The 23,762-nt window shown below is 61.2% G+C and carries 27 protein-coding genes; 16 read left to right on the forward strand and 11 right to left on the reverse strand.

Annotation, left to right across the window (positions count from 1 at the left end):
* Positions 1 to 16: 16 nt before the first annotated feature.
* From B2J77_RS12145 to B2J77_RS12160, 4 genes are read right to left on the reverse strand one after another with little or no spacing between them, the layout of a single operon-like run.
* Positions 17 to 1,243, reverse strand: coding sequence for a hybrid sensor histidine kinase/response regulator (locus tag B2J77_RS12145; RefSeq protein WP_078478745.1), 1,227 nt, complete (start codon positions 1,241 to 1,243; stop codon positions 17 to 19).
* On the reverse strand, positions 1,237 to 1,812 hold the full coding sequence (locus B2J77_RS12150; protein ID WP_058603912.1) for a chemotaxis protein CheB: 576 nt from the start codon (positions 1,810 to 1,812) through the stop codon (positions 1,237 to 1,239). Before B2J77_RS12150 ends, B2J77_RS12145 begins: the two co-directional genes overlap by 7 nt.
* Complete coding sequence (locus B2J77_RS12155; protein WP_078478746.1) at positions 1,809 to 2,630, reverse strand: CheR family methyltransferase; 822 nt, start codon at positions 2,628 to 2,630, stop codon at positions 1,809 to 1,811. Before B2J77_RS12155 ends, B2J77_RS12150 begins: the two co-directional genes overlap by 4 nt.
* Positions 2,627 to 6,091 carry a response regulator gene (locus B2J77_RS12160; protein ID WP_078478747.1) on the reverse strand — a complete coding sequence of 1,155 codons (3,465 nt, stop codon included), beginning with the start codon at positions 6,089 to 6,091 and terminating at the stop codon, positions 2,627 to 2,629. Before B2J77_RS12160 ends, B2J77_RS12155 begins: the two co-directional genes overlap by 4 nt.
* A 234-nt stretch (positions 6,092 to 6,325) precedes the next feature.
* On the opposite strand from B2J77_RS12160, the gene B2J77_RS12165 reads away from it, so the two are divergent.
* Positions 6,326 to 6,685 carry a response regulator gene (locus B2J77_RS12165; RefSeq protein WP_058637307.1) on the forward strand — a complete coding sequence of 120 codons (360 nt, stop codon included), beginning with the start codon at positions 6,326 to 6,328 and terminating at the stop codon, positions 6,683 to 6,685.
* 13 nt (positions 6,686 to 6,698) lie between these two features.
* On the opposite strand, the gene cobF is transcribed toward B2J77_RS12165, so the two are convergent.
* The gene (cobF, locus tag B2J77_RS12170) at positions 6,699 to 7,463 is read right to left on the reverse strand and encodes a precorrin-6A synthase (deacetylating) (protein WP_078478748.1); all 765 of its coding nucleotides are present in this window, start codon (positions 7,461 to 7,463) and stop codon (positions 6,699 to 6,701) included.
* 299 nt (positions 7,464 to 7,762) lie between these two features.
* Between cobF and gloA the strand changes: the two genes are divergently transcribed.
* Together gloA and B2J77_RS12180 are read left to right on the forward strand one after the other, a co-directional pair.
* On the forward strand, positions 7,763 to 8,290 hold the full coding sequence (gloA, locus tag B2J77_RS12175) for a lactoylglutathione lyase (RefSeq protein WP_058637309.1): 528 nt from the start codon (positions 7,763 to 7,765) through the stop codon (positions 8,288 to 8,290).
* A gap of 93 nt (positions 8,291 to 8,383) precedes the next feature.
* Positions 8,384 to 8,626, forward strand: coding sequence for a hypothetical protein (locus B2J77_RS12180; RefSeq protein ID WP_058637310.1), 243 nt, complete (start codon positions 8,384 to 8,386; stop codon positions 8,624 to 8,626).
* 59 nt (positions 8,627 to 8,685) lie between these two features.
* Here B2J77_RS12180 and B2J77_RS12185 read toward each other — a convergent pair whose 3' ends face one another.
* Entirely contained in the window at positions 8,686 to 9,507 is an 822-nt protein-coding gene (locus B2J77_RS12185; protein WP_058637311.1) for a shikimate 5-dehydrogenase, read from the reverse strand.
* Between the two features lie 217 nt (positions 9,508 to 9,724).
* On the opposite strand from B2J77_RS12185, the gene B2J77_RS12190 reads away from it, so the two are divergent.
* The 3 genes from B2J77_RS12190 (at position 9,725) to B2J77_RS12200 (ending at position 11,581) form a co-directional block, all read left to right on the forward strand.
* A complete protein-coding gene (locus tag B2J77_RS12190; RefSeq protein ID WP_078478749.1) occupies positions 9,725 to 9,907 on the forward strand; it encodes a hypothetical protein in 183 nt (60 codons plus the stop codon).
* Positions 9,908 to 10,186: 279 nt separating this feature from the next.
* Positions 10,187 to 10,561 (forward strand): response regulator, encoded by a 375-nt coding sequence (locus B2J77_RS12195; RefSeq protein WP_078478750.1) that lies wholly within the window; start codon positions 10,187 to 10,189, stop codon positions 10,559 to 10,561.
* Positions 10,562 to 10,702: 141 nt separating this feature from the next.
* Positions 10,703 to 11,581: a DMT family transporter gene (locus tag B2J77_RS12200; protein ID WP_058637314.1), complete on the forward strand. Its 879-nt coding sequence runs from the start codon at positions 10,703 to 10,705 to the stop codon at positions 11,579 to 11,581.
* A gap of 72 nt (positions 11,582 to 11,653) precedes the next feature.
* Here B2J77_RS12200 and B2J77_RS12205 read toward each other — a convergent pair whose 3' ends face one another.
* Positions 11,654 to 11,842 (reverse strand): hypothetical protein, encoded by a 189-nt coding sequence (locus B2J77_RS12205; RefSeq protein WP_058637315.1) that lies wholly within the window; start codon positions 11,840 to 11,842, stop codon positions 11,654 to 11,656.
* A 292-nt stretch (positions 11,843 to 12,134) separates the two neighbouring features.
* On the opposite strand from B2J77_RS12205, the gene pbpG reads away from it, so the two are divergent.
* A complete protein-coding gene (gene pbpG / locus B2J77_RS12210) occupies positions 12,135 to 13,061 on the forward strand; it encodes a D-alanyl-D-alanine endopeptidase (RefSeq protein WP_058637316.1) in 927 nt (308 codons plus the stop codon).
* Between the two features lie 24 nt (positions 13,062 to 13,085).
* Here pbpG and B2J77_RS12215 read toward each other — a convergent pair whose 3' ends face one another.
* On the reverse strand, positions 13,086 to 13,532 hold the full coding sequence (locus B2J77_RS12215) for a hypothetical protein (RefSeq protein ID WP_078478752.1): 447 nt from the start codon (positions 13,530 to 13,532) through the stop codon (positions 13,086 to 13,088).
* A gap of 165 nt (positions 13,533 to 13,697) precedes the next feature.
* Here B2J77_RS12215 and B2J77_RS12220 point away from each other — a divergent pair, with 165 nt between their 5' ends.
* The 9 genes from B2J77_RS12220 (at position 13,698) to B2J77_RS12260 (ending at position 21,231) form a co-directional block, all read left to right on the forward strand.
* On the forward strand, positions 13,698 to 15,032 hold the full coding sequence (locus tag B2J77_RS12220) for a lysine N(6)-hydroxylase/L-ornithine N(5)-oxygenase family protein (protein ID WP_058637318.1): 1,335 nt from the start codon (positions 13,698 to 13,700) through the stop codon (positions 15,030 to 15,032).
* Between the two features lie 166 nt (positions 15,033 to 15,198).
* The gene (locus tag B2J77_RS12225; RefSeq protein WP_058603898.1) at positions 15,199 to 16,392 is read left to right on the forward strand and encodes a PepSY-associated TM helix domain-containing protein; all 1,194 of its coding nucleotides are present in this window, start codon (positions 15,199 to 15,201) and stop codon (positions 16,390 to 16,392) included.
* Positions 16,389 to 16,928, forward strand: coding sequence for a hypothetical protein (locus B2J77_RS12230; protein ID WP_058637319.1), 540 nt, complete (start codon positions 16,389 to 16,391; stop codon positions 16,926 to 16,928). Before B2J77_RS12225 ends, B2J77_RS12230 begins: the two co-directional genes overlap by 4 nt.
* Positions 16,925 to 17,245: a hypothetical protein gene (locus tag B2J77_RS12235; protein WP_058603896.1), complete on the forward strand. Its 321-nt coding sequence runs from the start codon at positions 16,925 to 16,927 to the stop codon at positions 17,243 to 17,245. The genes B2J77_RS12230 and B2J77_RS12235 overlap by 4 nt, the downstream gene beginning before the upstream one ends.
* Complete coding sequence (locus B2J77_RS12240; RefSeq protein ID WP_058637320.1) at positions 17,242 to 17,811, forward strand: DUF6162 family protein; 570 nt, start codon at positions 17,242 to 17,244, stop codon at positions 17,809 to 17,811. The genes B2J77_RS12235 and B2J77_RS12240 overlap by 4 nt, the downstream gene beginning before the upstream one ends.
* Positions 17,812 to 17,826: 15 nt before the next feature.
* Positions 17,827 to 18,729, forward strand: a complete 903-nt coding sequence (locus B2J77_RS12245) for a metal ABC transporter substrate-binding protein (protein ID WP_058637321.1) — start codon at positions 17,827 to 17,829, stop codon at positions 18,727 to 18,729.
* Positions 18,726 to 19,472 carry a metal ABC transporter ATP-binding protein gene (locus tag B2J77_RS12250; RefSeq protein WP_058637322.1) on the forward strand — a complete coding sequence of 249 codons (747 nt, stop codon included), beginning with the start codon at positions 18,726 to 18,728 and terminating at the stop codon, positions 19,470 to 19,472. The genes B2J77_RS12245 and B2J77_RS12250 overlap by 4 nt, the downstream gene beginning before the upstream one ends.
* Positions 19,472 to 20,371: a metal ABC transporter permease gene (locus tag B2J77_RS12255; RefSeq protein WP_058637323.1), complete on the forward strand. Its 900-nt coding sequence runs from the start codon at positions 19,472 to 19,474 to the stop codon at positions 20,369 to 20,371. Before B2J77_RS12250 ends, B2J77_RS12255 begins: the two co-directional genes overlap by 1 nt.
* Positions 20,368 to 21,231, forward strand: coding sequence for a metal ABC transporter substrate-binding protein (locus tag B2J77_RS12260; RefSeq protein ID WP_058637324.1), 864 nt, complete (start codon positions 20,368 to 20,370; stop codon positions 21,229 to 21,231). Before B2J77_RS12255 ends, B2J77_RS12260 begins: the two co-directional genes overlap by 4 nt.
* 335 nt (positions 21,232 to 21,566) lie before the next feature.
* On the opposite strand, the gene B2J77_RS12265 is transcribed toward B2J77_RS12260, so the two are convergent.
* From B2J77_RS12265 to B2J77_RS12275, 3 genes are all read right to left on the reverse strand, one after another.
* Positions 21,567 to 22,637 carry a DUF1615 domain-containing protein gene (locus tag B2J77_RS12265; protein WP_416231879.1) on the reverse strand — a complete coding sequence of 357 codons (1,071 nt, stop codon included), beginning with the start codon at positions 22,635 to 22,637 and terminating at the stop codon, positions 21,567 to 21,569.
* A gap of 112 nt (positions 22,638 to 22,749) precedes the next feature.
* Positions 22,750 to 23,469, reverse strand: coding sequence for a thioesterase II family protein (locus tag B2J77_RS12270; RefSeq protein ID WP_078478753.1), 720 nt, complete (start codon positions 23,467 to 23,469; stop codon positions 22,750 to 22,752).
* Positions 23,466 to 23,687, reverse strand: coding sequence for an MbtH family protein (locus B2J77_RS12275; protein ID WP_028686977.1), 222 nt, complete (start codon positions 23,685 to 23,687; stop codon positions 23,466 to 23,468). The genes B2J77_RS12270 and B2J77_RS12275 overlap by 4 nt, the downstream gene beginning before the upstream one ends.
* Between the last annotated feature and the right edge of the window lie 75 nt (positions 23,688 to 23,762).

Raw genomic sequence — 23,762 nt, forward strand, 5'->3', positions numbered from 1 at the left:
CCATCAGACCCCGGGCTCACGCAGAGGTTGCCCGCGCCTGATCGTTTTGTTGCTCGCGCACGCCAAGCGGCAGTTGCAGGGTGAACGTGGCACCTTGGCCCTCCTCGCTCTCGACCAGAATGCGCCCGCGGTGGGCGTGGACGATCTGCTCGGAGATATAAAGCCCAAGCCCCAGGCCACCAGTAGCCTGATGGTTCGACACCCGCTCGAACTGCTGGAAGATGCGCTGCTGGTTGGCCGCACCAATGCCAATGCCGTTGTCTTGCACCTGCACGCATGCCATGCCGTCGAGCTCGAACACCCGCACGTGCACAGGTTTGCGCTCCCCGTAGCGCAGGGCGTTGGACAAAAGGTTGGCCAGCACTTGCTCGATGCGGAACTCGTCCCACTCGCCAGCCAGGCGCCCGTCACAATGCAGGTCGATTCGGGTATCCAGCGCGATCGCTTGCGCCGTGAAGTTCTCCACCAACCCCCGTACCAGCTGACTGAGGTCAAACAGCTTCGGGCGCAGCGACAGTTTACCGGTGCGGATGCGTGACACGTCGAGCATGTCTTCGATCAGCCGTATCAGGCTGTTGATCTGGCGCTCGTCGCGCTCGACCATGGCCTGTAGCTTTTCCTTACTGAAGGCCTCCAGGTTGCCCCTGGCCAGGTTCAGCTTGCGCAGCTGCGTTTCCAGGATCAAACCATTTAGGGGCGTTCTCACCTCATGGGAGACGATGGACATGAAATCGTCACGCATCCGCACAGCGTGCTCCAGCTCGCAGCGTGCGCTTTGCAGCTTGTCCAGCAAGGCTTCCTGCTCCTGCCGACTGCGCTCGAGCGCTTGCAGTTGCTGGTCGAGCACTTTGCGTTGACGGTAGAGATCGACAAAAACCGAGACTTTGCTTTTGACCGCCATGGTATCGAGCGGCTTGTAGAGAAAATCCACGGCACCGCTTTCGTAGCCCTTGAAGGCATAGTTCATCTCGCGCCCGGCCGCGGTCACGAACACGATGGGGATGTTGCGGGTTTTCTCGGTGCCGCGCATCAGCTCGGCCAGCTCGAACCCGTTCATGCCAGGCATCTGCACGTCCAGGATGGCCAAGGCGAATTCGTGCTCAAGCAGCAGGGACAGCGCCGCTTCGGCGGACTGGGCTTGGTGCACCTCGCGATGGTCACCCTGGATGAGGGCATCGAGGGCCAGGAGGTTTTCTGGCAGATCGTCGACGATCAGCAGTTTAGCGATGGTCTGGCTTAACATGCGCTGGATTCCAGAGTACCAAGCAACTGCTCGATACCACTCAAAGGAAGAATATGGTCGGGCCGGTGCAGGGCCAATGCGGCCTCCGGCATTAGCGCGACCTGTGCATCGCGGGGGTCCTGGACGATGGTCCGGCCGCCGCTGTTCTTGATGTAGGCAAGCCCTTGGGCGCCATCTTCGTTTGCGCCAGTGAGCAATATGCCGAGCAGCGCCTTGCCATAGGCATCGGCTGCCGACATGAACAGGTAGTCGATCGAAGGCCTGGAAAAATGCTGCGGCGGTTCCTGGCTCAAAGACAGGGTGAAGTCGCACTCTACCGAAAGGTGATAACCAGGGCCCGCCACAAAAATGCCGCCGTCTTGCAAAGACTGCTTGTCACGCGCTTCGAGCACCGGCCGGCCCAGGCGACGTTGCAGCACTTCAGCCAGATGGCTATGCCGGTCCTCGGGCAGATGCAACAGGCACACCACCGGAACCCTGCACGTCCCTGGCAACCCGCCGAGCACCTTGAACAGTGCAGTCACACCGCCCGCCGAAGCACCGATCACCACAGCCTGTATGCCCTTCATGACTTGCGGTAGATCCGTTCAGGTTTGACCCAGGGCTCGAAGCGCTGGCTATAGGCCGAGAAATCGACCGACTCCTTGCTGCCCAGCACCAGGAAACCCCGGTGGCAGAGGGACTCGTGGAACAGGCCCAAGGCGCGATCCTGCAGCACCTTGTCGAAATAGATGAGCACGTTACGGCACGAGACGAGCTGGGTTTCCGAGAACACACTGTCGGTGGCCAGGCTGTGGTCGGCGAAGGTCACCTGCTCACGCAAGGTGCTGTCCATGATGGCATTGCCGTAGGCAGCGGTGTAGTACTCCGAAAAATCACGACGCCCACCGGCCAACCTGTAGTTCTCTTCGTATTCGCGCATGCTCGGCATGGTATAGATGCCCTGCTTGGCTTTTTCCAGTGAGTGCGGGTTGATGTCGGTGGCGTAGATGATGGTGCGCTCCAGCAAACCTTCCTCGCGCAGCAAGATGGCCATCGAATACACCTCTTCGCCCGTACTGCAGCCGGCAATCCAGATCTTTATCGATGGCCATGTGCGCAGCAGCGGGACCACTTCATTGCGCAGGGCAAGGAAGTGGCCAGGGTCGCGGAACATCTCGCTGACCGGAATCGTCAGGTACTGCAACAGCTGCATGAACATGCCTGGGTCATGCAGTACCCGCTCCTGAAGCGCAGACACGGTCTGGCAGTCGAACTGGCGCAGGGCATGCAGGATCCGGCGCTTGATCGAAGCGCCGGAATAGTTGCGAAAATCGTAGCTGTACTTGAGGTAGATGGCCTCGATGAGCAAGCGGATCTCGATGTCGGTATTGCGTTCGCTAATCAAATTCGCTCCAGTTGCGGCAACCACACACGTATCAGCGAGAACAGGCGGTCCAGGTCGATGGGCTTTGCCAGGTAATCATTGGCGCCGGCCTGCAGGCAGCGGTGCTGGTCGTCCTTCATCGCCTTGGCGGTCACGGCGATGATCGGCAGCTTGCGCCAGCGAGGCTGCTGGCGGATCAGCCGGGTCGCTTCGAAACCATCCATTTCCGGCATCATGACGTCCATCAGTACCAGGTCGATATCTTCATGCTGTTCGAGGCGTTCGATGGCCTCGCGGCCATTGCGGCCGATTTCGACGATGGCCCCCTTGTGCTCCAGGGCGCTGGTCAGGGCGAAGATGTTGCGCACATCGTCGTCTACCAACAGGATCTTGCGCCCCTCGAATACCTTGTCGCGGCTTCGCGCGGTCTTGAGCATGCGCTGACGCTCATGGGACAGCTGCGACTCCACCTTGTGCAGGAACAGGGTGACCTCATCGAGCAGACGCTCGGGCGAGCGTGCGCCCTTGATGATGATCGAGCGCGAATACTTGAGCAGGTCGGCCTCCTCTTCGCGCGTCAGGTTACGGCCTGTATAGACGATCACAGGCGGGAACGCGCGGATGTCTTCGGCCGTCATGCGCTTGAGCAACTCGTTGCCGAGCATGTCGGGTAACTTGAGGTCGATGATCATGCAGTCGTAGACGTGCTCGCGCAGCAGTGCCAAGGCCTCCTGGGCCAGGCCCACGGCGGTGATCTCGACGTCCTCATCGCCGATCAGCCGGGCAATGCTCTCTCGCTGCAGGTCATCGTCTTCGACCAGCAGGATGCGCTTTAGCTTCTGGGTCAGCTTGGCTTCCAGGCGCCCGAAGACTTCCTTGAGCTCCTCGCGACTGGTGGGTTTGACCGCGTAACCGACCGCGCCCATGTGCATGGCCGCCTCCACCCGATCCTCGACCGAAATGATATGCACCGGGATGTGGCGCGTCTCGGTCCGCTCCTTCAGGCGCTGCAGTACAGTGAGGCCGGAATGGTCCGGCAGTCGCATGTCCAGGAGTACGGCATCGGGCAGGAACCGAGCGGCCAACTCGAAACCTTCGTCCGCGCCATGGGCCACCAGGCAGCTGTAGCCCAGTTCATGGGCCAGATCGAAGAGAATACGGGCAAAGTTTGGCTCGTCCTCAATGACCAGAATGCAGCGGTTGGTAAACGGCGCCCGCTCGCGATCATCGGTGAAGGCCAGGATCGGGGGCTTGGCCGCCGCTGCTGGCGGCTGGATGACCGAGGGCATTGAAGTCACCGCAGGGCGCAGGGTAAGCGGCGCGACGGGCTGTTCGTCGACATCATGGCGCTCTGGCAGTACCAGGCTGAATACGCTGCCTTGGCCCGGCGTGCTCTGTACGGTGATCTGCCCGCCCAACAGGCGGGCCAGGTCGCGCGAGATGGACAGGCCCAGCCCGGTGCCTCCATAGCGGCGGTTACTGGTGCCATCGACTTGGTGAAATGCGCCGAAGATGGCTTGCTGCTGATCAGGCGCGATACCAATCCCGGTGTCGTGCACCGCGAAGACGATACCGGCCTCGGGCTGGTAACCGATATTCAGGCTGACCTGGCCACGCTCGGTGAACTTGATGGCATTGGACAACAGGTTCTTGAGGATCTGTTCAAGGCGCTGGCGATCGGTGAACAGGGTCGCAGGCACGTGGTCCTCAGCTGTGACCTCGAAGCCCAGCCCCTTCTGGGAGGCCAGTGGCGTGAACATGTCGCGCAAGCCCTCGACCAGACGATCGACGTGGGTCGTTTCGGGGCGCACCTCAAGCTTGCCGGCTTCGACCTTGGCGATGTCCAGGATGTCGTTGATGAGGTTGAGCAGGTCATTGCCTGCCGAGTAGATGGACTCGGCGAATTTGACCTGCTCCTGGCTCAGGTTGCCTTCACCGTTCTCGGCCAGCAGCTTGGCCAGGATCAGCGAGCTGTTGAGCGGCGTACGCAGCTCGTGGGACATGTTGGCGAGGAATTCGGACTTGTACTTGCTCGAACGCTGCAGCTCATCGGCGCGAGCCTGAAGCTCGGTCTGGGCGCGGCTGAGCTCCTCGTTCTTGAGGTCCAGTGCATCGGTGCGTTCGGACAGTTGCTCGTTGGTCTGCTCGAGCTCCGCCTGTTGGGTCTCCAGATAAGCCTGGGACTCCTTGAGCACCCGGGACTGCTCTTCGAGTTCTTCGTTGGCGGTCTTGAGCTCTTCCTGCTGGACCTGTAGCTCTTCGTTGAGCTGCTGGGTTTCGGCCAGCACCTCCTGCAGGCGTTGACGGTAGCGGGCGCTTTCGATCGACATACCCAGGTTGCCCGCCACGCGCTCGAGCATCTCCGCGTCGCGGTCCTGCAATGGGCGCAGCAGCCCCAGTTCAATGACGCCGTTAACCTGACCGTCCTCAAGGGCCGGCACGATCAGCCCGCTGCGCGGTAACCCCTTGCCCAGGCCCGACGCCAAACGGTAATAGTCCTGCGGCAAGGCATCGAGGCGGATAAGCCGTTCTTCACGTACCGCTTGCGCCAGCAAGCCGTGGTGATCACCCAGCACCTGCTCGCGGGCCTGCTCCTGGGCTTCGAGCCCATAACTGGCCACGCGCACCAGGCGGCCATGTTCATCCCGCACATACACGGCGCCCACCACGCTGCCCAGGTAGGCAGCGAAGAAGCGCAGGATCTTGTCACCCAGCATGGGCAGGGACAGTTGACCCAGCACCTGCTGGGCCAGTTGGGTCTGGCCGTTGCGCAGCCAGGCCTGATGCTCCAGGCGCTCCGCAGCGCGCTGCTGGGCCTGCAAGTTCTTGGTGTAGCTATCGGACAGGGCCAGCAGGTCGCGGCGCCCCAGATAAGCGAGTAATGCGCTGAGCCCGACCAGCAACACAACGAATGTGATGATGCCAGCGACGGTGACACTGCTGACCGTCTCGTTGCGGGTCATGCGCAGCTGTTGCTCGGCCCCGATCAGGTCCTCGAACTCCTTGCGGATTTCGTCGGTCAGGCGTTTGCCACGGCCATTACCGATCAGCTCGCGGTATCCCCCTTCGACGCGGCGCAGCTCGATCATCTGGCTGCCGAAGTCGTTCCACGCCCCCTGCAGCGCGATCAGCCGGTCGATGCGTTCGACCTGCTGGGGATTGTCCTCGACCATGCTCCGCAGGCTTTGCAGGCTGTTGAAGATCCTGGGCTTGGCCACCTCGTACGGGTCCAGGAAGCGTTCATCGCCCGTGATCAGAAACCCGCGCATGCCTGTTTCCATGTCGATCGAGAGCTTGAGCGTCTCGTTGGCATTGCCAATCACCTGATCGGTATGTTCCACCCACTGCATGGCAGACAGCAGGTAGTTGATAACGGCGACGAATGCCACGGCACCGAGCAGGCCGAGCCCCAGGGGCAGGCCGATGTTGCGGCTCAACAGCTTGCGAAAGCTACGTTGATCCATCGAGGCAGCTTGTATCATCTGAAAACGCCCGAGCAAATGAAGTCCATGAACAGCATGGTCAATCTTTCCTTATGGTGAGGGGCAGCCCCTGGCCTGGCGCAAGCCCTGATCAGTTGGCCCGGCATTTAGCCAGCATTTGAAACATACCTGTTCCAATCGTTCCATCGGATCGATCAGATCGGTATCCTTCGGGAACTTCTGGGCCTTGGCGAGGCACAGAGCAAAGACATTCATCAAGACAGGATCTGAACCATGTCCCTTCTGGTAGTCGAGGACGACGACATCGTACGCATGCTCATGGTCGAGGTCCTCGAAGATCTGAGCTACGCCGTGATCGAGGCGCATGACGCTGCGACCGCACTGAAAGTACTCGAAAATCCTGACCAAACGCTCGAACTCATGATAACCGATGTTGGCTTGCCGGACATGGATGGTCATGACCTGGCCAAGAGCGCACGCGGGCTGCGCCCTATGCTCCCTGTGCTGTTCGCCAGTGGGTATGGAGAAAACGTCGACGTGCCGGAAGGCATGTATAGAATTGGCAAGCCTTACTCCATCGATCAGTTGCGAGACACGGTGGCCTCCATTCTTGGCCCCCGCTCGGCGCAGTAGCCGGTCAGGTTGGTCAATCCGTAGTCGCGAACACTTCACGACGCAGCAAGTAGATGTCCATTATCCAACCCTTGCGCCGACGTTGACTTGCCCGGGCCTCCAGGATGCGTGCCTTGACCGCTTCCAGGGGCCCGGCGATCAGCATTTCGTCCGCGGTTCCCAGGTAAGCGCCCCAGAAGATCGTGAGCGCTGGATCCGACAGTGCAGCGAAGGCGCAGTGACTATCGAGCATTACCACAACATTATCGATGCGCCCGAGACTCGCCAGCCTCCGCCCCGGCACCACGATCAACGGCTCACCGACACGCGTGAGCGCGATCTGGTGACGGGCGGCCAACAGCTGCATGCTGCTTATTCCGGGTAGCACCTTCAAGGCAAGCGACACCCCCCGTTCACGCACCAGCTCCATCACACGCAGCGTGCTGTCGTACAAGCCAGGTTCACCCCACAGCAAAAATGCGCCGGTCTGCCCTGGCTGCAGTTCCATTTGCAGCGCGGCGGCATAGGCTGTCGCCCTCTGTTGGTGCCAGACTTCAATGGACGTTGCATACCCCGAGGGCTGTCTGGCGCGTGGCGGGTCGGTGATCTGCACGATGCGATAGCTGTGGTCTGGCAGGTAGCGTTGCAGAATCGCCTTGCGCAACCCCAGAAGGTCTTGCACCTCGGGGCCTTTGTCCATGACGAAAAACACGTCCACACCGCGCAGTGCATCGACCGCCTCATAGGTCAGGTGGCAAGGATCCCCAGCGCCGATGCCGATCAGCAGTACCTGTTTCATCTACCCTCCTCGTACGCTTTCGTCCGGTTGCCACAAAACAACCGGCGATGAACTTGATCGCGTCAGCGCCATGATGAAACCTCAACACTGGCTTCACACTTTTTTCACAGCGCCGCAGGCACCATGAACACAGCTAACGGACTAGCGACCCCATCACGCGCCCGCACATGCGGGCCTCTAATTCCAGCGCCCTGCCTTGAGCAGGGCGCTTTCATTTGCGCAATCGTTTCACTGCCGTATCATTAGCAGCCTGTCCGTTTCGCCGGGTCCTGGCACCCGGCCCCGTCTCAGGAGTTTCCATGAGCTTGCACGATCTGCAAACCGTTCCGGGTGTCACCGCACAGCCTGACGTTGCCACTGCCCAATTCGTCTTCAACCACACCATGCTGCGGGTCAAGGACATCCAGAAGTCGCTGGACTTCTATACGCGGGTGTTGGGTTTCCGCCTGGTGGACAAGCGTGATTTCCCAGAGGCTGCTTTCAGCCTGTACTTCCTGGCCCTGGTCGACCCCGCCCAGATTCCAGAGGACGACCATGCCCGCCATCAGTGGATGAAGTCGATCCCGGGCGTGCTTGAGCTTACGCACAACCATGGTACCGAACAGGATGCCGACTTCGCCTACCACGATGGCAATACCGATCCACGCGGCTTCGGCCACATCTGTGTATCGGTGCCGGACGTGCGTGAAGCATGCGCCCGTTTCGAAGCCTTAGGCGTGCCGTTCCAGAAACGCCTGCAAGACGGGCGTATGAACCACTTGGCCTTCATCAAGGACCCAGATGGTTACTGGGTCGAGGTCATCCAGCCTGGCGAGCTCAAAGCTTAAGGCTCACAGGCCACGCTCGTCGGGCGACCGCCTGCATGCCCTCTGCTGTGGTATATGAAGTAAAGGCTTCATTGCCACAGCGAGGTACCGATCATGCAATCGCTCCAGTGTGAATATCGCAAGCACCTCATCACCGCCAGCGTGATGCCTCACCCTGACTCGCCCTTACCCTTTGCAGCAGGCTGCCTGATCACGGCACCCGACGGCCATGTCAGCCGGCGGCTATCGATGCCCATGAAGTTCTTCAGCGACTTGGACAATGCTCAGCATGTGTCGCTGGCGTATGGTCGTGCGCTGGTTGACGAGCAATTGGATAAGGCCAGGCAAGCGTTCTAATCGCTGCAGCGACCAGCTCAACTTGCTGGTCGCCGAATAGTGCAGGATCTGCCCCTGGCTCAACCTTGGCGCGCGTAGCCCACGGCAGCCTGTACCTGCTCAGGGGTTGGTCTGATGCCGGTGTACAGGACAAATTGCTCCAACGCCTGCAATGCGATGACTTCAAGCCCGGTGATCACCTGCTTGCCAAGCTTCTCTGCATGCTCGATCAGAGGTGTTTGCACTGGCATGGCCACGACATCGAATACGCGCTCGGACGCAGCAATTGCCATCTCGCTGAACGCGAGCTGCTGCGCCTCTGGCCCACCGGCCATGCCCACCGGGGTGACGTTGATCAGCATCGGCGGGCAAAGGTCGTCAAGCTCAGGCAGCCAGCGGTAGCCGCACACATCGGCCAGCTCCCGCCCGGCCTGCTCGTTACGGGCGACAATGATGCCTTCGCCAAACCCTGCGTCCCGCAACGCGCTGGCCACCGCCTTGGCCATGCCACCGCTGCCACGCAAGGCGAACGCCGTAGTCGGGTCGACCTTGTGCTGCGTCAGCAACTGCCGGACTGCCAGGTAGTCCGTGTTATAGGCTTTGAGGTGGCCCTCGGTATTGACCAGGGTGTTGACTGAATCGATTGCCGCAGCCGACGGGTCGATTTCATCGACCAACGCCATGCACGCTTCCTTGTACGGCATCGAGACACCACAACCACGAATCCCAAGCGCCCGGATGCCTGCAACAGCTGCCGGCAAGTCATCGGTGCGCATGGCCTTGTAATAGAAATCCAGGCCAAGCTGCTCGTAGAGGTGATTGTGGAAGCGGACACCAAAGGTGCCTGGGCGGCCTGCCAGGGAAATGCACAGCACGGTATCCCTGCTGGGGGTAAGGGGCATACGTGATCCTCTTGCGGTGTACAGACGGTGAATGAGCCTAGCAGAGCGGATGGCCCAAGCCTATCGGCTCGACACTGCGCGTGACGCTGCGCTCAAAGGTCATTGCAGAATGACGCCTGCACGTTAGGCAAAACTGATAAGCACTATTGAGCACATTGATTTCAGTCGCGCCCACAGCGTCGGTACAGTAACCCCATGTTTTAGCGGAGGGCTGCAAATGGCCACTATCGAGATCATGTCCGTTATCGGCTCGGCAGTACCGGCCAATTTGCGCGATCAGGGCCTGCTGGCTTGTTGGTACCTGGTCAGCAACGGCGAGCCGGTCAGCGGACCGATGCCGAGCCTGGCCAGTGCCCGCGCCCTGATTGAAAAGTTGCAACCCGGCACCCTCCTCGCCTGACACGAACATTTAGTGCTGCTCCCTGTTGCCCGCCACTGTGCGGGCTTTTTTTTGCCTCATGACCATGCACAGGCTGCCGGCTCTTGAGCCAGGCACTTGAGATGCCCACTGCTGCGTATTGGAAAACTCGTCCGAGCAGCGGAGATAGTCAATAACAGGGGTTGTACAAAGCGCGGCAATCGCACCAATAGTTGTACAAACCCCACCGCTCATCCCCTCAAGGCAACAGGTCGGGCTCTGTGCCCTCGGAAAGGCATAGGGCGAATATGGTCAGCGGTGATGATTGGAAAACGGATTTTGGTCGTCGAAGACGAACCCGCTTTGCGAGAGTTCCTGTCTTTGATCATTGAAGAAACAGGCGCTCGGGTAATGGCGGTGGAAACCGCAACAGAAGGTATTCGGCAACTCGACAAGCAACCCTGGGCAGCGGTCGTGACCGATGTCCGTACGCCGGGCCCGTTCGATGGCTGGGACCTTGCCTGGATGGCTTACGAGCAATGTCCATGCTTGCCCGTGATCGTGATGAGTGGTGGCTACAGCAAGGTCGATATGCCTTTGCCACCCACTGCAGCGTTCATTGGCAAGCCTTGGTCGATTGACGACATGATCTGCTTATTGATGCGCTGTACCACTGCCGATCAGGGCACCTGTTGAGAGCCTGGGGTGAGAGTCTTGTGGGGTGGATTGAACAATTGCCATTGACCGGGCGCTGAATTATCTTTGCGATCTTTGGGTACCGCTGACGAAAATAGCTCGGCCTGGCATTCGGTATAAATGCCTGCCCAAGGATTCGTCATGTCGAAAAATACTTTATGGTCGATTTCGCTTCTGGCTGTCACGGCGGTGTGGGGCTGGAGCTTCGTGGCCAAACACGACACGCTGACCATCATGGCTGCCTCCACCTTGAATGCGTGGATGTTCAGCCTGGCAGCAGCGGCCTTGTTTCCCTTCTCGATTCGCTCGTTTCGACTGATGAACCTAGGCACGCTGTTGAATGCGGGCTTGGCCGGGGTCGTGTTGTTCATGGCTTTTTCGCTGCAGACCTCCGGGACCGCGCTGACTACGCCCTCCAATGCCGGCTTCATCACGGGCCTGTGCACTGTTTTTACACCAGTGCTGCTTTACCTCATGGGCAAGGGTCGCCCGAGCCTCAAGCAAGGGATCGGAACCGGGATCGCGGTGTTCGGACTTGGCCTGCTGAGCCTGGACGGGTTCACCCTGCACTACGGTGACTTGCTGGTGCTGGGGTGTGCCGTGTGCTTCGCCTTGCATATCGTGATGGTATCGACGTTCACCACGCCAGCGCTGGCCATGGCATCGGCTTCGATTCAACTGGGCGTCGTCGGCGTGCTTTCGTTGATATGGAGTGTGGCGAACAACGCGTTCTCCGTGCCCACCACGCTGCCTGTCACCGCCACCCTCCTGGCATTGGCGCTGCTGGCAACAGCCTTGGCTTACGCGATCCAGAACCGCGCACAGGCAGTGTTGGCTCCAGAAAAGGTGGCGTTGATATTGATATGCGAGCCAATCTTCGGTGGCCTGTTCGGCTACTTCCTGGCCGGTGATCGCTTACCTGCCGAGCGCCTGGCCGGCGCAGGCTTGATCCTGGTCGGGCTGGCCGTGACAGAGCTTCGACTCACAGGCATTGCCTGGCTTGCCTGGCGCAGGTCCTAAGGCTTTTGCGATACGCAAATAACAGCGGGCCTGTGGGTGCTGGGCCCGCTGCGAGGCATCATCTGATTCCCATCACTCAGGCTTGGGCGCATCTTCATCTTCATAGGTGAGGTCTACGACGAGCTTCACTGCATCCTCGTCATCTTCGAGCAATTGCACATCCCCCTGCTGATCCTCGACCTCGTAGAGCTCATCGAGATCGTCACGCTGGTACCACTCCGGGATGTCGTCTCCGCGATACGTCCTCAACTTCACAACCATGCCTGGATCCTCCGTGTGTTCAAAGGTGACAGGGCTGGGTCCCATGGAGTTCACCTCGAATCAGTAAAGCAGCCCAAGCGGCTCTAGGAGCTGGGCGACTAAGGGCCGTAGGGGCTGGACAGAGTCGGGGCAGCCAAATGGCTGTAGCCCTTCCCGCAGGATTAAATTCTCTTCACCTTGCGCCCATTGGTGATAAGGCAATCGACACGGCTTGAGCCATACTCCAGAATGCGCCGGCTTGGGGAAAACCCTCGCAATGCCAACGACATAGCCCCCTTTAGTGAGCCTCAACGTGAAAACGATCCTGTCTACCCTCAGCCTTTTGTTGTTGCTCACAGGTACCGTGACCCCCATCAGCGCCGCTGTCGCTGCACAGCCCACCGCCCAGCTGCAACGTGACCCTGCCAAGCTGCACCTGGCCTCCGGCAGCGCCCTGTTGATCGACCTCAACAGCAACAAGGAGCTGTACGCCAGTCACCCAGACCGCGTGCTGCCCATCGCGTCGGTGACCAAACTGATGACGGCCATGGTCGTGCTCGACGCCAAGCTGCCCATGGACGAAATGCTGACCATGACCATCGCCAACAACCCGGACATGAAAGGCGTCTACTCCAGGGTTCGGCTCGGCAGCCAGCTGAATAGACGCGAGACGCTGCTGATCACCCTGATGTCCTCGGAAAACCGCGCCGCGACCACCCTGGCCAACCACTACCCTGGCGGTTACCCGGCGTTCATCAAGGCAATGAACGCCAAGGCACGCAGCCTGGGCATGAGCCATACCCGCTACATCGAACCCACCGGTCTTTCGACTCAGAACGTCTCCACTGCACGCGACCTGACCAAGCTATTGATGGCGTCGCGCAAGTACCCCCTGTTGAGTACGCTGTCGACAACCCGTGAGAAAACGGTAGCGTTCAGCAAGCCCAACTACACACTCGGGTTTCGCAACACCGACCACCTGGTGAACAAGAGCAACTGGGACATCAAGCTGACCAAGACCGGTTTCACCAACGAGGCTGGGCACTGCCTGGTGCTGTTGACCCGGATGGACAACCGGCCGGTCGCCATGGTCATTCTCGATGCATTCGGCAAGTACACCCACTTCGCCGACGCCAGCCGTATGCGCCAGTGGCTGGAAACGGGCGCGACCAAGCCGGCCCCGGCGGTGGCCATGCAGTACAAGGCCGATCGGCACAAGGCGCGATTGGCCGCTGACTGATCCCCAGGGTTTGGTCAGTGCCCGCTAGGCACGGGTGCTGACCAGGCCACCGGCACTGCCACCACCGCTTTGCTGCAACAGTTCCAGCAATTGTGCCGAGGCCGCGATGATCTGGCTGCTGAGCGTGGCAATGCTGCTCTGCTTGGTGCTGATGGCAGCCATCTTCGCGGACTCTTCCATGTCGCTGTTCATCAGCGCTGAAAGTTGTTTCTGCTCTTCTGCCAGCTGTTTCTGCAACGCCTTGATCAACTCGCGCAACTGCTTGACCGCCTCTGGCTCGTCGCTGTCCTCGCCCTGGGCCGCTTGTGCCTGGCCTGTGGCCGTGGCTTTGAGGCTGTCACCGGCGATGCTCAACGGGCCGGGCGCCTCGCCCGCCTGCACGCGCCGTTCGCGCTCGTCGGCAGCGTCAACGCGCAGCGTCTGGGCTAAGACGCCGTTGATCAACAGATTGCTGGAGGTGATTGCGACCATGATGATTCCCTGCTCCAAAACCGGTCCGTGCCCCTTTTATCGGCTACAACGGCCTGGTCTTGAGCCCTGCTAAATTCCCTCTCGGTTGGCTCGTTCCAGAAGATGTACCAGCGCGGTAGCCGGATCACCGGTGAGCGTCCACATCGACCTTATGGAATCGCGGCCATGACCCAAGCCTCACAGCAGGAAACCATCAAAGATCTGATCGGCGTAGGCTTCGGCCCGTCCAACCTGGCGCTGGCAATCGCCCTGGAAGAGCTGGCCGAAAGCCAAGGGCGTGCCCTGGACGCGCTATTTATCGAAAAGCAGCGAGACTATCGCTGGCACGGTGAAACCCTGGCCACCCAAAGCGAGTTGCAGATCTCCTTCCTCAAGGACCTGGTATCCCTGCGCAACCCCACCAGCCCCTACAGCTTCGTCAATTACCTGCACCAGAAACAGCGCCTGGCCGACTTCATCAACCTGGGCACCTTCTACCCGTGCCGACTGGAATACAACGACTACCTGCGCTGGGCTGCCGAACACTTCGCGACCCAGGCGGTATACGGTGAAGAAGTGCTGCGCATCGAACCTGAACTCACCCAGGGCCGCGTCGAGCACCTGCGCCTGGTGTCCCGTGATGCCGAAGGTCGGGAATACAGCCGCAGGGCCCGTTCGGTCGTAGTGGGTAGCGGCGGTACACCTAAGATTCCGGAAACGTTCGCGGCCTTCAAGAACGACCCGCGCGTGTTCCACCATTCCCGCTACCTCAGCAGCCTCAGCCAGCTGCCCTGCAACGCCGGCAAACCGATGCGCATCGCGGTCATCGGCTCAGGCCAGAGCGCAGCCGAGGCGTTCATCGACCTCAACGACAGCTACCCGTCGGTAAAGGTGGACATGATCCTGCGCGCCTCGGCACTCAAGCCGGCCGACGACAGCCCGTTCGTCAACGAGATCTTCGCACCCGACTACACCGACCTGGTCTATAACGAACCGGCCGATCAACGCAGCAAGTTGCTCGATGAATACCACAACACCAATTACTCGGTGGTCGACCTGAACCTGATCGAGCGCATCTACGCCATCCTCTATCGGCAGAAAGTGGCCCATCAGTTCCGCCACAATGTGCTGTGCCGGCGCCAGGTAGACGCCGTGGTGGGCAACGCAGAGGGCATCGAGCTGACCCTCAGCGACCTGGCCACCGGCCAACAACAGACCCACCGCTACGATGCCGTCATCCTGGCTACCGGCTATGAGCGCCGTTCGCACCGGGACTTGCTGGCCCCGCTGGCTGGCTACCTCGAGGATTTCAACGTTGATCGCAACTACCGCGTACTGACCAGCCCCGACCTCAAGGCGTCGGTGTACCTGCAAGGCTTCTGCGAGAACAGCCATGGCCTGAGCGACACCCTGTTATCAGTTCTGCCCTCGCGGGCCGCCGAGATTGGCCGTGCGCTTTATCAAGACCTGCCCTCGTTGCGCACCCTGCCCCTGCCAGAAGCGGTCCTGTCCCGCGCCTGACAGACGCTTTGCCACCGGCCCCCAGCTTCAGGCGCAGGGGCCGGCTCCCCAGCCTGAAACATTTCCTTGCATTTAAATCGACGGAATTTCGATTCTCATTCGTCCTTATCAATACAGCTCTCCAGGGTTGGGCTTAAGCTCGGCCCCTTATTGTGAAGATCGTCTGATGGCCAAAACTCCAAAGAAATCCAAGTCCAGGCTCTGGTTCCTGGTCCACAGCTGGCTCGCGCTGCCGATCTGGTTCTTTGTTCTCATCGTCTGTTTCACCGGCATGCTCGCGGTGGTCAGCCAGGAGATCGTCTGGCTGGCCGACCCTGCGGTGCGCGCCAACAAGCCCGATGCCGACGTGGACCGCCTGAGTTTCCAGCAAGTGCTCGATGCGCTGCACAAGGCTGAGCCCGACATGATCGTGGACATGCTTCGCCAGCCCGACGGCTCTCACTTCGCGGTCGTTGCCAACGTTACCCTGCCCGACGGCACCAGCCCTACGCTGTATGTAAACCCCTACACCGGAGCGATCCAGGGCAAGACGCCCGACTTCGACTTCGAAGCCTTCACCCGTGCCTTGCATGGATGGTGGCTGGTGCCGTTCACCAACGGTTACAGCTGGGGCTGGTACCTTGTTTCCCTGTTGGGCCTGCCCATGCTGGCATCCCTGGTCACGGGGCTTGTGGTGTACAAGAAATTCTGGAGAGGGTTCTTCAAGCCGGTGCGCACCGGTCACGGCTCGCGGATTTTCTGGGGGGACGTGCACCGCCTGGCCGGCGTCTGGTCCATCTGGTTCATTGCCGTCATTTCCATTACCGGTACCTGGTTCTTGATCCAAGCCATTCTGGGCGATAACCACGTCACGATTTCCACACGGCCCATCGTGCCGGTGATTGCACGCGAAGACGTGCCGCAGACCACCGACGGCACTCCCGCACCGCGCATCGACCTGGACGAAGCCGTGCGCATTGCCGGGCACGCGGTGCCGGGCCTTGAGGTCAGCTTCGTGATATTGCCCGCCACGGCCTACAGCCACATCAGCCTTTCGGGGCCGGGTTGGTACCCGCTGATGTTCCAGAACGCCTCGGTCAATCCCTACACCCGCCAGGTCGACAGCCAGTTCCGCATCAGCGACCGCACGCCCCTGGAGTTCGTCACCGAATCCATGCGTCCGCTGCACACCGGTGACTTCGGCGGGTTGCCGATCAAGCTGGTGTGGTTCTTCTTCGGCCTGGTGTTGACCTTGATGGTGTTCAGCGGCCTGCTCATCTGGACCAAGCGCACCGCCCAGGCCACCGCCGCCGCCCTCAAGCGCAGCGAGCGTGCGCCCCGCGTCGCGCAGCGCGAGCCTACCCTGGAGACCCAACCATGAGCCAGGCACACACCCTCGCGCAACGGCCATTGAAACAGTTCTGGTTGAAGTGGCGCTTTCACCTGAACATTCTGCTGATCCTGATCCCGCTGGGTTTCATGCCCCAGTACTTTGCCGATGCCAAGCTGTTTCGCGGCGAAGCCGGGCTCGGCGCGAACGTCATACGCGATATCAAGGTAGGGCCCTACAGCCTGGACCTGGCTGAAATGCGTGACGAAGCGCCCCAGGCCGATGGCCCGGCCGGCTATTTCAAGGTGTTCAATGCCGCCCTCTGCAAAGGCTGCGCCCAAGAGGTGAAGGCCACCTACCTGCGCATCGGCAAGCCGCGCAGCCTGCGCGCCGCCGGCACCATTTTCTTCGGGGCACCCTACCACATGGGTACCTCCCTTCCGATTGCGCCGCGTACTCGGCCAGATGCCCAGGTGTGGATCACCCTCGAAGGCTGGGACGGCAGCATGCATCAAGCCTCGGTGCCCTTGGCCCAGGCATCGCCAGCCACCGTGGCCTGGCTCAAGAAACAAGGAGGCAACAAATGAAACACCTCATGCGTAGGCTCATGCTCTCTTCACTGCTGTTAACCGCCACGGCTGCCATGGCCCACAACCCCATGTGCGAGTGTGAGGAAGTGCCGGGCAGTCAGATCAAATGCACCGGCGGCTTTTCGGACGGGAGCGGTGCACCCGGGGTCACCCTGGATGTGATCGGCTACGACGAGCAGGTGCTGGTCGGCGGTAAGCTCGGGGATGACTCCACCCTCACCTTCAAGCGCCCGGATGGCGAATTCTACGTGTTGTTCGACGCAGGCCCAGGCCATGTGGTCGAAGTCGACTACGCGGACATTTCGCAACCATGAGCCGGGTCCAGGTGATTCGCCCGGCCGGCGCCGGGCATGAAACGCTATATGTGCTTTTGGTCAGTGCATTGATCGTGGCCCTGGCAGCCAGCGTCGTACTGGTGCGCGGGGAGCGTGTCGACGATCAGCCGATCGCCAGCCATCAGATCGATGCTCGCCGGGACCTGACTCCAGCTGAGCAAGGCCTCTACACCGACCTGCGGGTGGCTTTCGACGAAATTCAGTACCTGCGCGATGAACAGGGCGCCGTGCCCGAGGTGCAGGCGCTGGCGGCCGAGGGGCTGCCGCCTTTCGTCATTGATGCCGGTAGCCAGAGCCGTGGCGATCACCAATGGTCGTTGCTGGCGGACGGCGCCTACCTGGGCCGCAGCCAGGCGCCGGAAATCGCCGGCCACCTGCTGATGATCCAGCCCTCCGAAGGTGGCGCCGAGGCCGAGGTCTGGCTCTACCGAGGCAACCCCAGCCCATCGGTCGATGACCTTGCCCCGGCAAGCCTGATCGCCGCAGGCTGGCGCCAGGTCGTCAGCCACTACGACGCCGGTGTCACCCGCGACCACCGTCACTGACTTAAGGAACGCCCCATGCTTCGCTCCGCCCTCGCCCTGCTCCTGGCCTGTGCCCTGCCCGCCTTTGCCCTGGCCGACCCCGGCAAGCCGCTGCGTATCGGCATCACCCTGCACCCTTACTACAGCTATGTGAGCAATATCGTTGGCGACAAGGCCGAGGTAGTGCCGTTGATCCCGGCTGGTTTCAACCCCCATGCCTACGAGCCTCGCGCCGAGGACATCAAGCGCATCGGGACGCTCGATGTGGTCGTGCTCAACGGCGTCGGTCATGACGACTTTGCCGACCGCATGATCGCGGCCAGCGAAAAACCGAACATCGCCACCATCGAATCGAACCAGAACGTGCCTCTGCTCGCGGCAACCGGCATTGCCGCACGCGGCGCTGGCAAGGTCGTCAATCCGCATACCTTCCTGTCCATCAGTACCACCATTGCACAGGTCAACAACATTGCCCGAGAACTGGGCAAGCTGGACCCGGAAAACGCGAAGCTCTACACGCAAAATGCGCGGGCTTATGCCAAGCGTCTGCGCGCCCTGCGTGCCGAGGCCCTGGCCAAGGTGAGTCAAGCACCTGGCGCCACCTTCCGTGTGGCCACGATCCACGCTGCCTACGATTATCTCGTGCGTGATTTTGGCCTTGAAGTGACCGCCGTGGTGGAGCCTGCCCACGGTATCGAGCCCAGCCCCGCTCAGTTGAAGAAAACCATCGACCAACTCAAAGCGCTGGATGTGCGGGTCATTTTTTCGGAGATGGACTTCCCCTCTGCCTATGTGGAAACGATCCAGCGCGAATCCGGCGTGCGCTTGTACCCGTTGACGCATATTTCCTATGGTGAATACACCAAGGACAAGTATGAAATCGAAATGAAGCGCAACCTCGACACGGTGGTGCGCGCCATCGAGGAGAACCGCGCATGACCGCCGCCACCCAGGTGCTGCCGGTTTGTGGGCCGCGCATCGAGTTCGAGGCGATCAATCTCGAACTGGGCCGTACGCGCATTCTCGAGCAGGTCAGTTTCAGCGTCGCGGCCGGCTCGGTGCATGCCATCGTCGGGCCCAATGGGGGCGGCAAGAGCTCGCTGATCAAGACACTGCTGGGGCAGATGCCGCATCAGGGTCGATTGGCCATGCATTGGCCCAGCGAGCGGGAGGTGATCGGCTACGTGCCGCAGGCGCTGGAGTTCGACCGCGGCCTGCCCATGACCGTGGACGACTTCATGGCCGCCATGTGCCAGCGCCAGCCCGCCTTTCTAGGGCTGTCCAAGCGGGTCCAGCCGGCCATCGAGGCAGCCCTGACCCACGTCGGCATGCTCGACAAACGCAAGCGGCGCATGGGCGCGCTGTCAGGCGGTGAGCGTCAGCGGGTGCTGCTGGCGCAAGGGCTGATTCCCGAGCCGCAACTGCTGGTGCTGGACGAACCCATGTCGGCGCTGGACGAAGCGGGTATTCGCGTGTTCGAGCACCTGCTGGCCAGCTGGCGCCGATCCGGCACCACTGTCTTGTGGATCGAACATGATCTTGAAGCCGTGCTGCGCCTGGCTGACCGGGTCACCGGCCTGAGTCGCCGCGTGCTGTTCGATGCTGCGCCTGCCCAGGCGCTCACCCCTGAGCGTCTGCTCGGCCTGTTCTCCGTCCATCCGCGCAGCGAGAGCCTTGCCTGATGAGTTTCGAATCCTTCCGTGAATTGGTTCAACAATGGGCCGTTCAAGGCTACTTGCCCGAGGCGCTGGCCTACGGCTTCGTGGTCAATGCTTTGCTGGCCGGGTTGATGATCGGGCCGGTGCTCGGTGGTCTTGGAACGCTGGTGGTGGTCAAGCGCTTTGCCTTCTTCTCCGAAGCAGTCGGCCACGCGGCGCTGACCGGCGTGGCCATCGGCATTCTGTTGGGCGAACCCTACACCGGCCCTTACGGCAGCCTGTTCGGCTATTGCCTGTTGTTCGGTATCTTGCTGAATTTCCTGCGTAACCGCACCGGCCTGTCACCTGACACGCTGATTGGGGTCTTCCTGTCGGTGTCCCTGGCGCTGGGGGCCAGCCTGCTGCTGATGCTGGCAGGCAAGATCAACGTGCACATTCTGGAAAACGTGCTGTTCGGTTCGGTGTTGACCGTCAGCGGTCAGGACTTGGTCGTGCTGGGAATCGTCGCTGTGCTGGTGCTGGCCTTGGCGCTGCCGCTTTACAACCGCATCATGCTGGCCAGCTTCAATCCGCAATTGGCTGCTGTACGCGGGGTCGCGGTCAAGACCCTCGACTACTTGTTCGTGGTGCTGGTGACCCTGGTCACGGTGGCTGCGGTCAAGGTGATTGGCGCCATCTTGGTGGGTGCGTTGCTGGTCATCCCCGCCGCTGCCGCGCGCCTGGTCAGCCAGTCATTGAAAGGCTTTTTCTTCATCTCGGTGTTTATCGCTACCCTGAGTACCCTGTTCGGCATTCTGCTGCCGATCGTCTTCGACCTGCCTGTACCGTCCGGCGCCGCGATCATACTGGTCGCCGGTCTCTGCTTCGCCCTGGCCGCCCTGGCCCGTGCGCTCGTCCCACGCCTGCAAGGAAACCCGGCATGAACCTCAAACGCCTGTGTCTGGCCCTCGCCCTTACCAGCCTGCCGTCCCTGGCCTCGGCCACCCAAGTGCTGACCACGCTGCCGGTCACCCACAGCCTGGCCAACACATTGCTCGAAGGCACTTCGGTTGAGCTCAAACGCGCTGCGCCGGCGAATTTGCCTGCCAGCCGCCAGCCGTCGTATTTCAGTGGCCGTGGCGAAGCCAGTCTGCACAAGGCGGCCCAGCAGGCTGACGCGGTGATCGGCGTACGCTCGATCTGGCGAGATGATCCGCTTTACCCGGTGGCGCGCCGCAGCAATATTCGCATTGTCGAAATCGACGCCGCTCGCCCGGTCGATGGCGCTTTGCCAGGCATCGCCGTGACGGGGGCTGATGCCTACGCCGGCTACCCATGGCTCAGCCCCACCAATCTGGGACGCATGGCCGATGTGGTGGCTAATGATCTGGAGCGGCTGTCGCCCGCGGACAAGGCACGCATTCAGACCAACCTTGCCGGCTTCAAGCAGCAAGTATTGGCACTGGCCGCCGATAGCCAGACGCGCCTGGCCAAGGTGGAAAACCTGACCACCGTCAGCCTGTCGGAGCGACTGGGTTATCTGGCCAGCGGATTGAACCTGGACCTGGTGGATCAGCCGCTGCCCACCGAGTGGGATGCGACTGCGCTCAAAGCCTTGGCCGATAACCTCAAAAACCAGGATGTGGCCCTGGTCTTGGATCATCGGCAACCAGAGGCTGCGGTGGCGCAGGTAATCAAAGACAGCGGCGCGAAACTGGTTGTCGTGCAGAGCGATAACGAGGACACACTGGCTGGCTTGAAAAGCAGCGTTGATCTGATCGTCGAGGCATTGGGTCAAGGCTGAAGGGGCCTTCGGACAGGCGAAGGGTAACGGGTGGCAGCGGGGCCTTGCGTGATATGAAGGTGGCTTGGGTTCTGGCTTGACCGCCATGCGGGATTCTCCGAGCAATTCACAAGTCCAAGCTGTAACGCAGTACCCGTGTGGGAGCGGCCTTGCGCCGCGATGGGCTGCGCAGCAGCCCCAGGATTTCAGCTTCGCACCTTATATTGCTGGGGCCGCCATGCGGCCCATCGCGGCACAAGACCGCTCCTACACGGGTACTGTGCTACAGCTTGTACTTTTGAAGTGCTCGCTATTTAGCTATCGAGCGCGCGCCGCAGTGAGCCACCCACACCCAATCACCGACGCATACACCGCTCATAACGCCCATCCACCCGCTCGGCAAACCAGGCAGTGGTCAGCTTGCGGGTGATCTTCGGGCTTTTCAGCTCAATGCCCGGCAGCACGGCCCGCGGCAATGCACGGCCGGCCTTGGCATCGGCCAGGGCAAACACCTCCCGGTATAGCCGGGTATCTTCAAAATCCAGTTCAGTTCCCTGCTCCAGCTGACTGCGAATCTGCGGGTTACGCAGGCCCAGCTGACGACCCAGCTGACGTGCTGCCCTTTCGGTGGTGCCGGGCATGATCGACCCAGGCGCAATCAGGTCACCGTCCAGCGCCAGGTCTGTCCCGGTAACCTGGCTGAGCGCCGCTTGAAACGCCGCATTCCGGCTGGCGTACCAACCGGCGTTGAAGTCGGCGAACCGATAGAGCTGACGCTCGTAGTTGGCGGGATAGCCCAACAAATGCGCAATCCCGAAGTACAGGCCACCACGGCGCGTGAACACTTCCTGTCGCACGCTGCCCTCGCGCGTGTAGGGATAGGCTTGCGCATGTTTCTCGGCAAAGTCGATGCTCACCTGCATCGGGCCGCCGGTATGTACCGGGTTGAGCCCCCCCAGCAAGGTACGGCCCAAAGGCACTCGCGCGATCACTTCATCGTACAGTTCGCTCAGCTGCTTCTCGGTGCGCACTGCCTGCAAGCGCTGTGCATAGGTCTTGCCATTGCCTGACGGGGTTTGCAGCGCGCCGTCGACCAGCATCCTGGGCACATGCACACGGGCAGCCCGCCGATTGATTTCCTCCCGAGCGATACGGCCCAACTGAGGCACCTGGGGATCGGCGTTGAAGGTGGACTCCTGCTCGGTCACAGCCAGTACCGCGCACAGGTTGCGCCTGGAGGGCTCGATACCCTGTGCCTGGAACGCCTTCTGGATATCAGCAGCCCAGCCAGCGCGATCACCGGCATTGGCGGGCAATAGCCGCATCAGTTCGGCGCGCACCTGCGCAGGGTCAGCTTGGGGTACGGACGCTCGGTGCCCCGTACACCCTTGCAACATGGTCAAGGCCAGAGCGCCTGCGACCAGCATGCGCCCGTTCAGAGGGATGCTCCTGCCAACGTGCGCACAGAGGGATCGATCAGCATGGTCTGTCCTGAGGGTTGAAATGCCCTAGCCTCGCCGACCCTGGGCAAGACGTCAATCAACCCGTCAGCCGCAGCGGTTCCAAGGCGCTGGTCAATGCCGCCAGCACGCCTGGCTCATGGTCATGGATGAAGAAGTGACCGCCAGGAAACATCTGCAGCGAAAAAGAGCCCTGTGTTTCGTGCTGCCAGGCCTGTAGCTGCTCGCGGCTGGCCCGATCCTCTTCGCCACCCAGTACGTGCAACGGGCAGCCAAGCGCGGGCCGCTGACGATACGCATAGGTCCCACACAGCAGGAAGTCGGCCCGCAGTATCGGCAGTGTCAGGCTCATCAATTCGTCATTGGCAAGCACTTGTTCTGGCGTGCCTTGCAGCTCACGCAATTCATCGATCAGCTCGGTGTCGGACTTCGGCTCGCGCCAGCGCTGGCCGTCGTAGTCTTCCCGGCGTGTAGGCGCGGCAGTGCCGCAGGCGAACAGCGCCAGCGGTGGCGGGCAACCAAGCGCCTGCAGCTCATGGGCCAGTTCAAAGGCCAGCAGTGCGCCCAGGCTATGGCCGAGCAAGGCATAGGGCGTACTGGTCGCCAACCGCTGCTCCTGGGCCAGCTGCCGGGCCAGTCCCTGCATGTCGGTGTGCAGCGCCTCGGCCATGCGTGCGCCGCGCCCAGGCAATTCCACTGGACGAACCTGCAACCACGCCGGCAGCGCGCGGCGCCACCGGCTGTACACCATCGCACTGGCCCCCGAATACGGCAGGCACAGAAGATTGATCACCGTCACTGCGCGCCAGCTTCAGCCATTTTCTGACGCAGGCTGAGTGGGCGCATGTCGGTCCACACCTCATCGATGTAGGCCAGGCAGTCCTTTTTCAGCCCTGCCTTGCCCACCGCCCGCCAGCCCTCGGGAATCGCCTTGTACTCCGGCCAGATCGAATACTGTTCTTCGTGATTGACCACGACCTGGAACTGGATGTCTTCACGGTCGAAAACTGAAGTCATGTTGCCTGCCTCCTTGAGTGGGATTACCCCTGCGCACGCGGTGCAGGGGAACTTTCAAGTAGACGTGCAGGGCGT

The sequence above is a fragment of the Pseudomonas parafulva genome, from assembly GCF_002021815.1.
Taxonomy (GTDB): domain Bacteria; phylum Pseudomonadota; class Gammaproteobacteria; order Pseudomonadales; family Pseudomonadaceae; genus Aquipseudomonas; species Aquipseudomonas parafulva_B.

Coding starts and splice junctions, on each gene's coding strand:
- cobF (WP_078478748.1), bottom strand. CDS start 7,463: ATGAAACAGGTACTGCTGATCGGCATCGGCGCTGGGGATCCTTGCCAC.
- gloA (WP_058637309.1), top strand. CDS start 7,763: ATGAGCTTGCACGATCTGCAAACCGTTCCGGGTGTCACCGCACAGCCT.
- B2J77_RS12260 (WP_058637324.1), top strand. CDS start 20,368: ATGAACCTCAAACGCCTGTGTCTGGCCCTCGCCCTTACCAGCCTGCCG.
- B2J77_RS12145 (WP_078478745.1), bottom strand. CDS start 1,243: ATGTTAAGCCAGACCATCGCTAAACTGCTGATCGTCGACGATCTGCCA.
- B2J77_RS12150 (WP_058603912.1), bottom strand. CDS start 1,812: ATGAAGGGCATACAGGCTGTGGTGATCGGTGCTTCGGCGGGCGGTGTG.
- B2J77_RS12230 (WP_058637319.1), top strand. CDS start 16,389: ATGAGCCAGGCACACACCCTCGCGCAACGGCCATTGAAACAGTTCTGG.
- B2J77_RS12250 (WP_058637322.1), top strand. CDS start 18,726: ATGACCGCCGCCACCCAGGTGCTGCCGGTTTGTGGGCCGCGCATCGAG.
- B2J77_RS12240 (WP_058637320.1), top strand. CDS start 17,242: ATGAGCCGGGTCCAGGTGATTCGCCCGGCCGGCGCCGGGCATGAAACG.
- B2J77_RS12200 (WP_058637314.1), top strand. CDS start 10,703: ATGTCGAAAAATACTTTATGGTCGATTTCGCTTCTGGCTGTCACGGCG.
- B2J77_RS12245 (WP_058637321.1), top strand. CDS start 17,827: ATGCTTCGCTCCGCCCTCGCCCTGCTCCTGGCCTGTGCCCTGCCCGCC.
- B2J77_RS12205 (WP_058637315.1), bottom strand. CDS start 11,842: ATGGTTGTGAAGTTGAGGACGTATCGCGGAGACGACATCCCGGAGTGG.
- B2J77_RS12165 (WP_058637307.1), top strand. CDS start 6,326: ATGTCCCTTCTGGTAGTCGAGGACGACGACATCGTACGCATGCTCATG.
- B2J77_RS12255 (WP_058637323.1), top strand. CDS start 19,472: ATGAGTTTCGAATCCTTCCGTGAATTGGTTCAACAATGGGCCGTTCAA.
- B2J77_RS12215 (WP_078478752.1), bottom strand. CDS start 13,532: ATGGTCGCAATCACCTCCAGCAATCTGTTGATCAACGGCGTCTTAGCC.
- B2J77_RS12275 (WP_028686977.1), bottom strand. CDS start 23,687: ATGACTTCAGTTTTCGACCGTGAAGACATCCAGTTCCAGGTCGTGGTC.
- B2J77_RS12225 (WP_058603898.1), top strand. CDS start 15,199: ATGGCCAAAACTCCAAAGAAATCCAAGTCCAGGCTCTGGTTCCTGGTC.
- B2J77_RS12220 (WP_058637318.1), top strand. CDS start 13,698: ATGACCCAAGCCTCACAGCAGGAAACCATCAAAGATCTGATCGGCGTA.
- B2J77_RS12265 (WP_416231879.1), bottom strand. CDS start 22,637: ATGCTGGTCGCAGGCGCTCTGGCCTTGACCATGTTGCAAGGGTGTACG.
- B2J77_RS12235 (WP_058603896.1), top strand. CDS start 16,925: ATGAAACACCTCATGCGTAGGCTCATGCTCTCTTCACTGCTGTTAACC.
- B2J77_RS12195 (WP_078478750.1), top strand. CDS start 10,187: ATGATTGGAAAACGGATTTTGGTCGTCGAAGACGAACCCGCTTTGCGA.
- B2J77_RS12180 (WP_058637310.1), top strand. CDS start 8,384: ATGCAATCGCTCCAGTGTGAATATCGCAAGCACCTCATCACCGCCAGC.
- B2J77_RS12160 (WP_078478747.1), bottom strand. CDS start 6,091: ATGATACAAGCTGCCTCGATGGATCAACGTAGCTTTCGCAAGCTGTTG.
- B2J77_RS12185 (WP_058637311.1), bottom strand. CDS start 9,507: ATGCCCCTTACCCCCAGCAGGGATACCGTGCTGTGCATTTCCCTGGCA.
- B2J77_RS12190 (WP_078478749.1), top strand. CDS start 9,725: ATGGCCACTATCGAGATCATGTCCGTTATCGGCTCGGCAGTACCGGCC.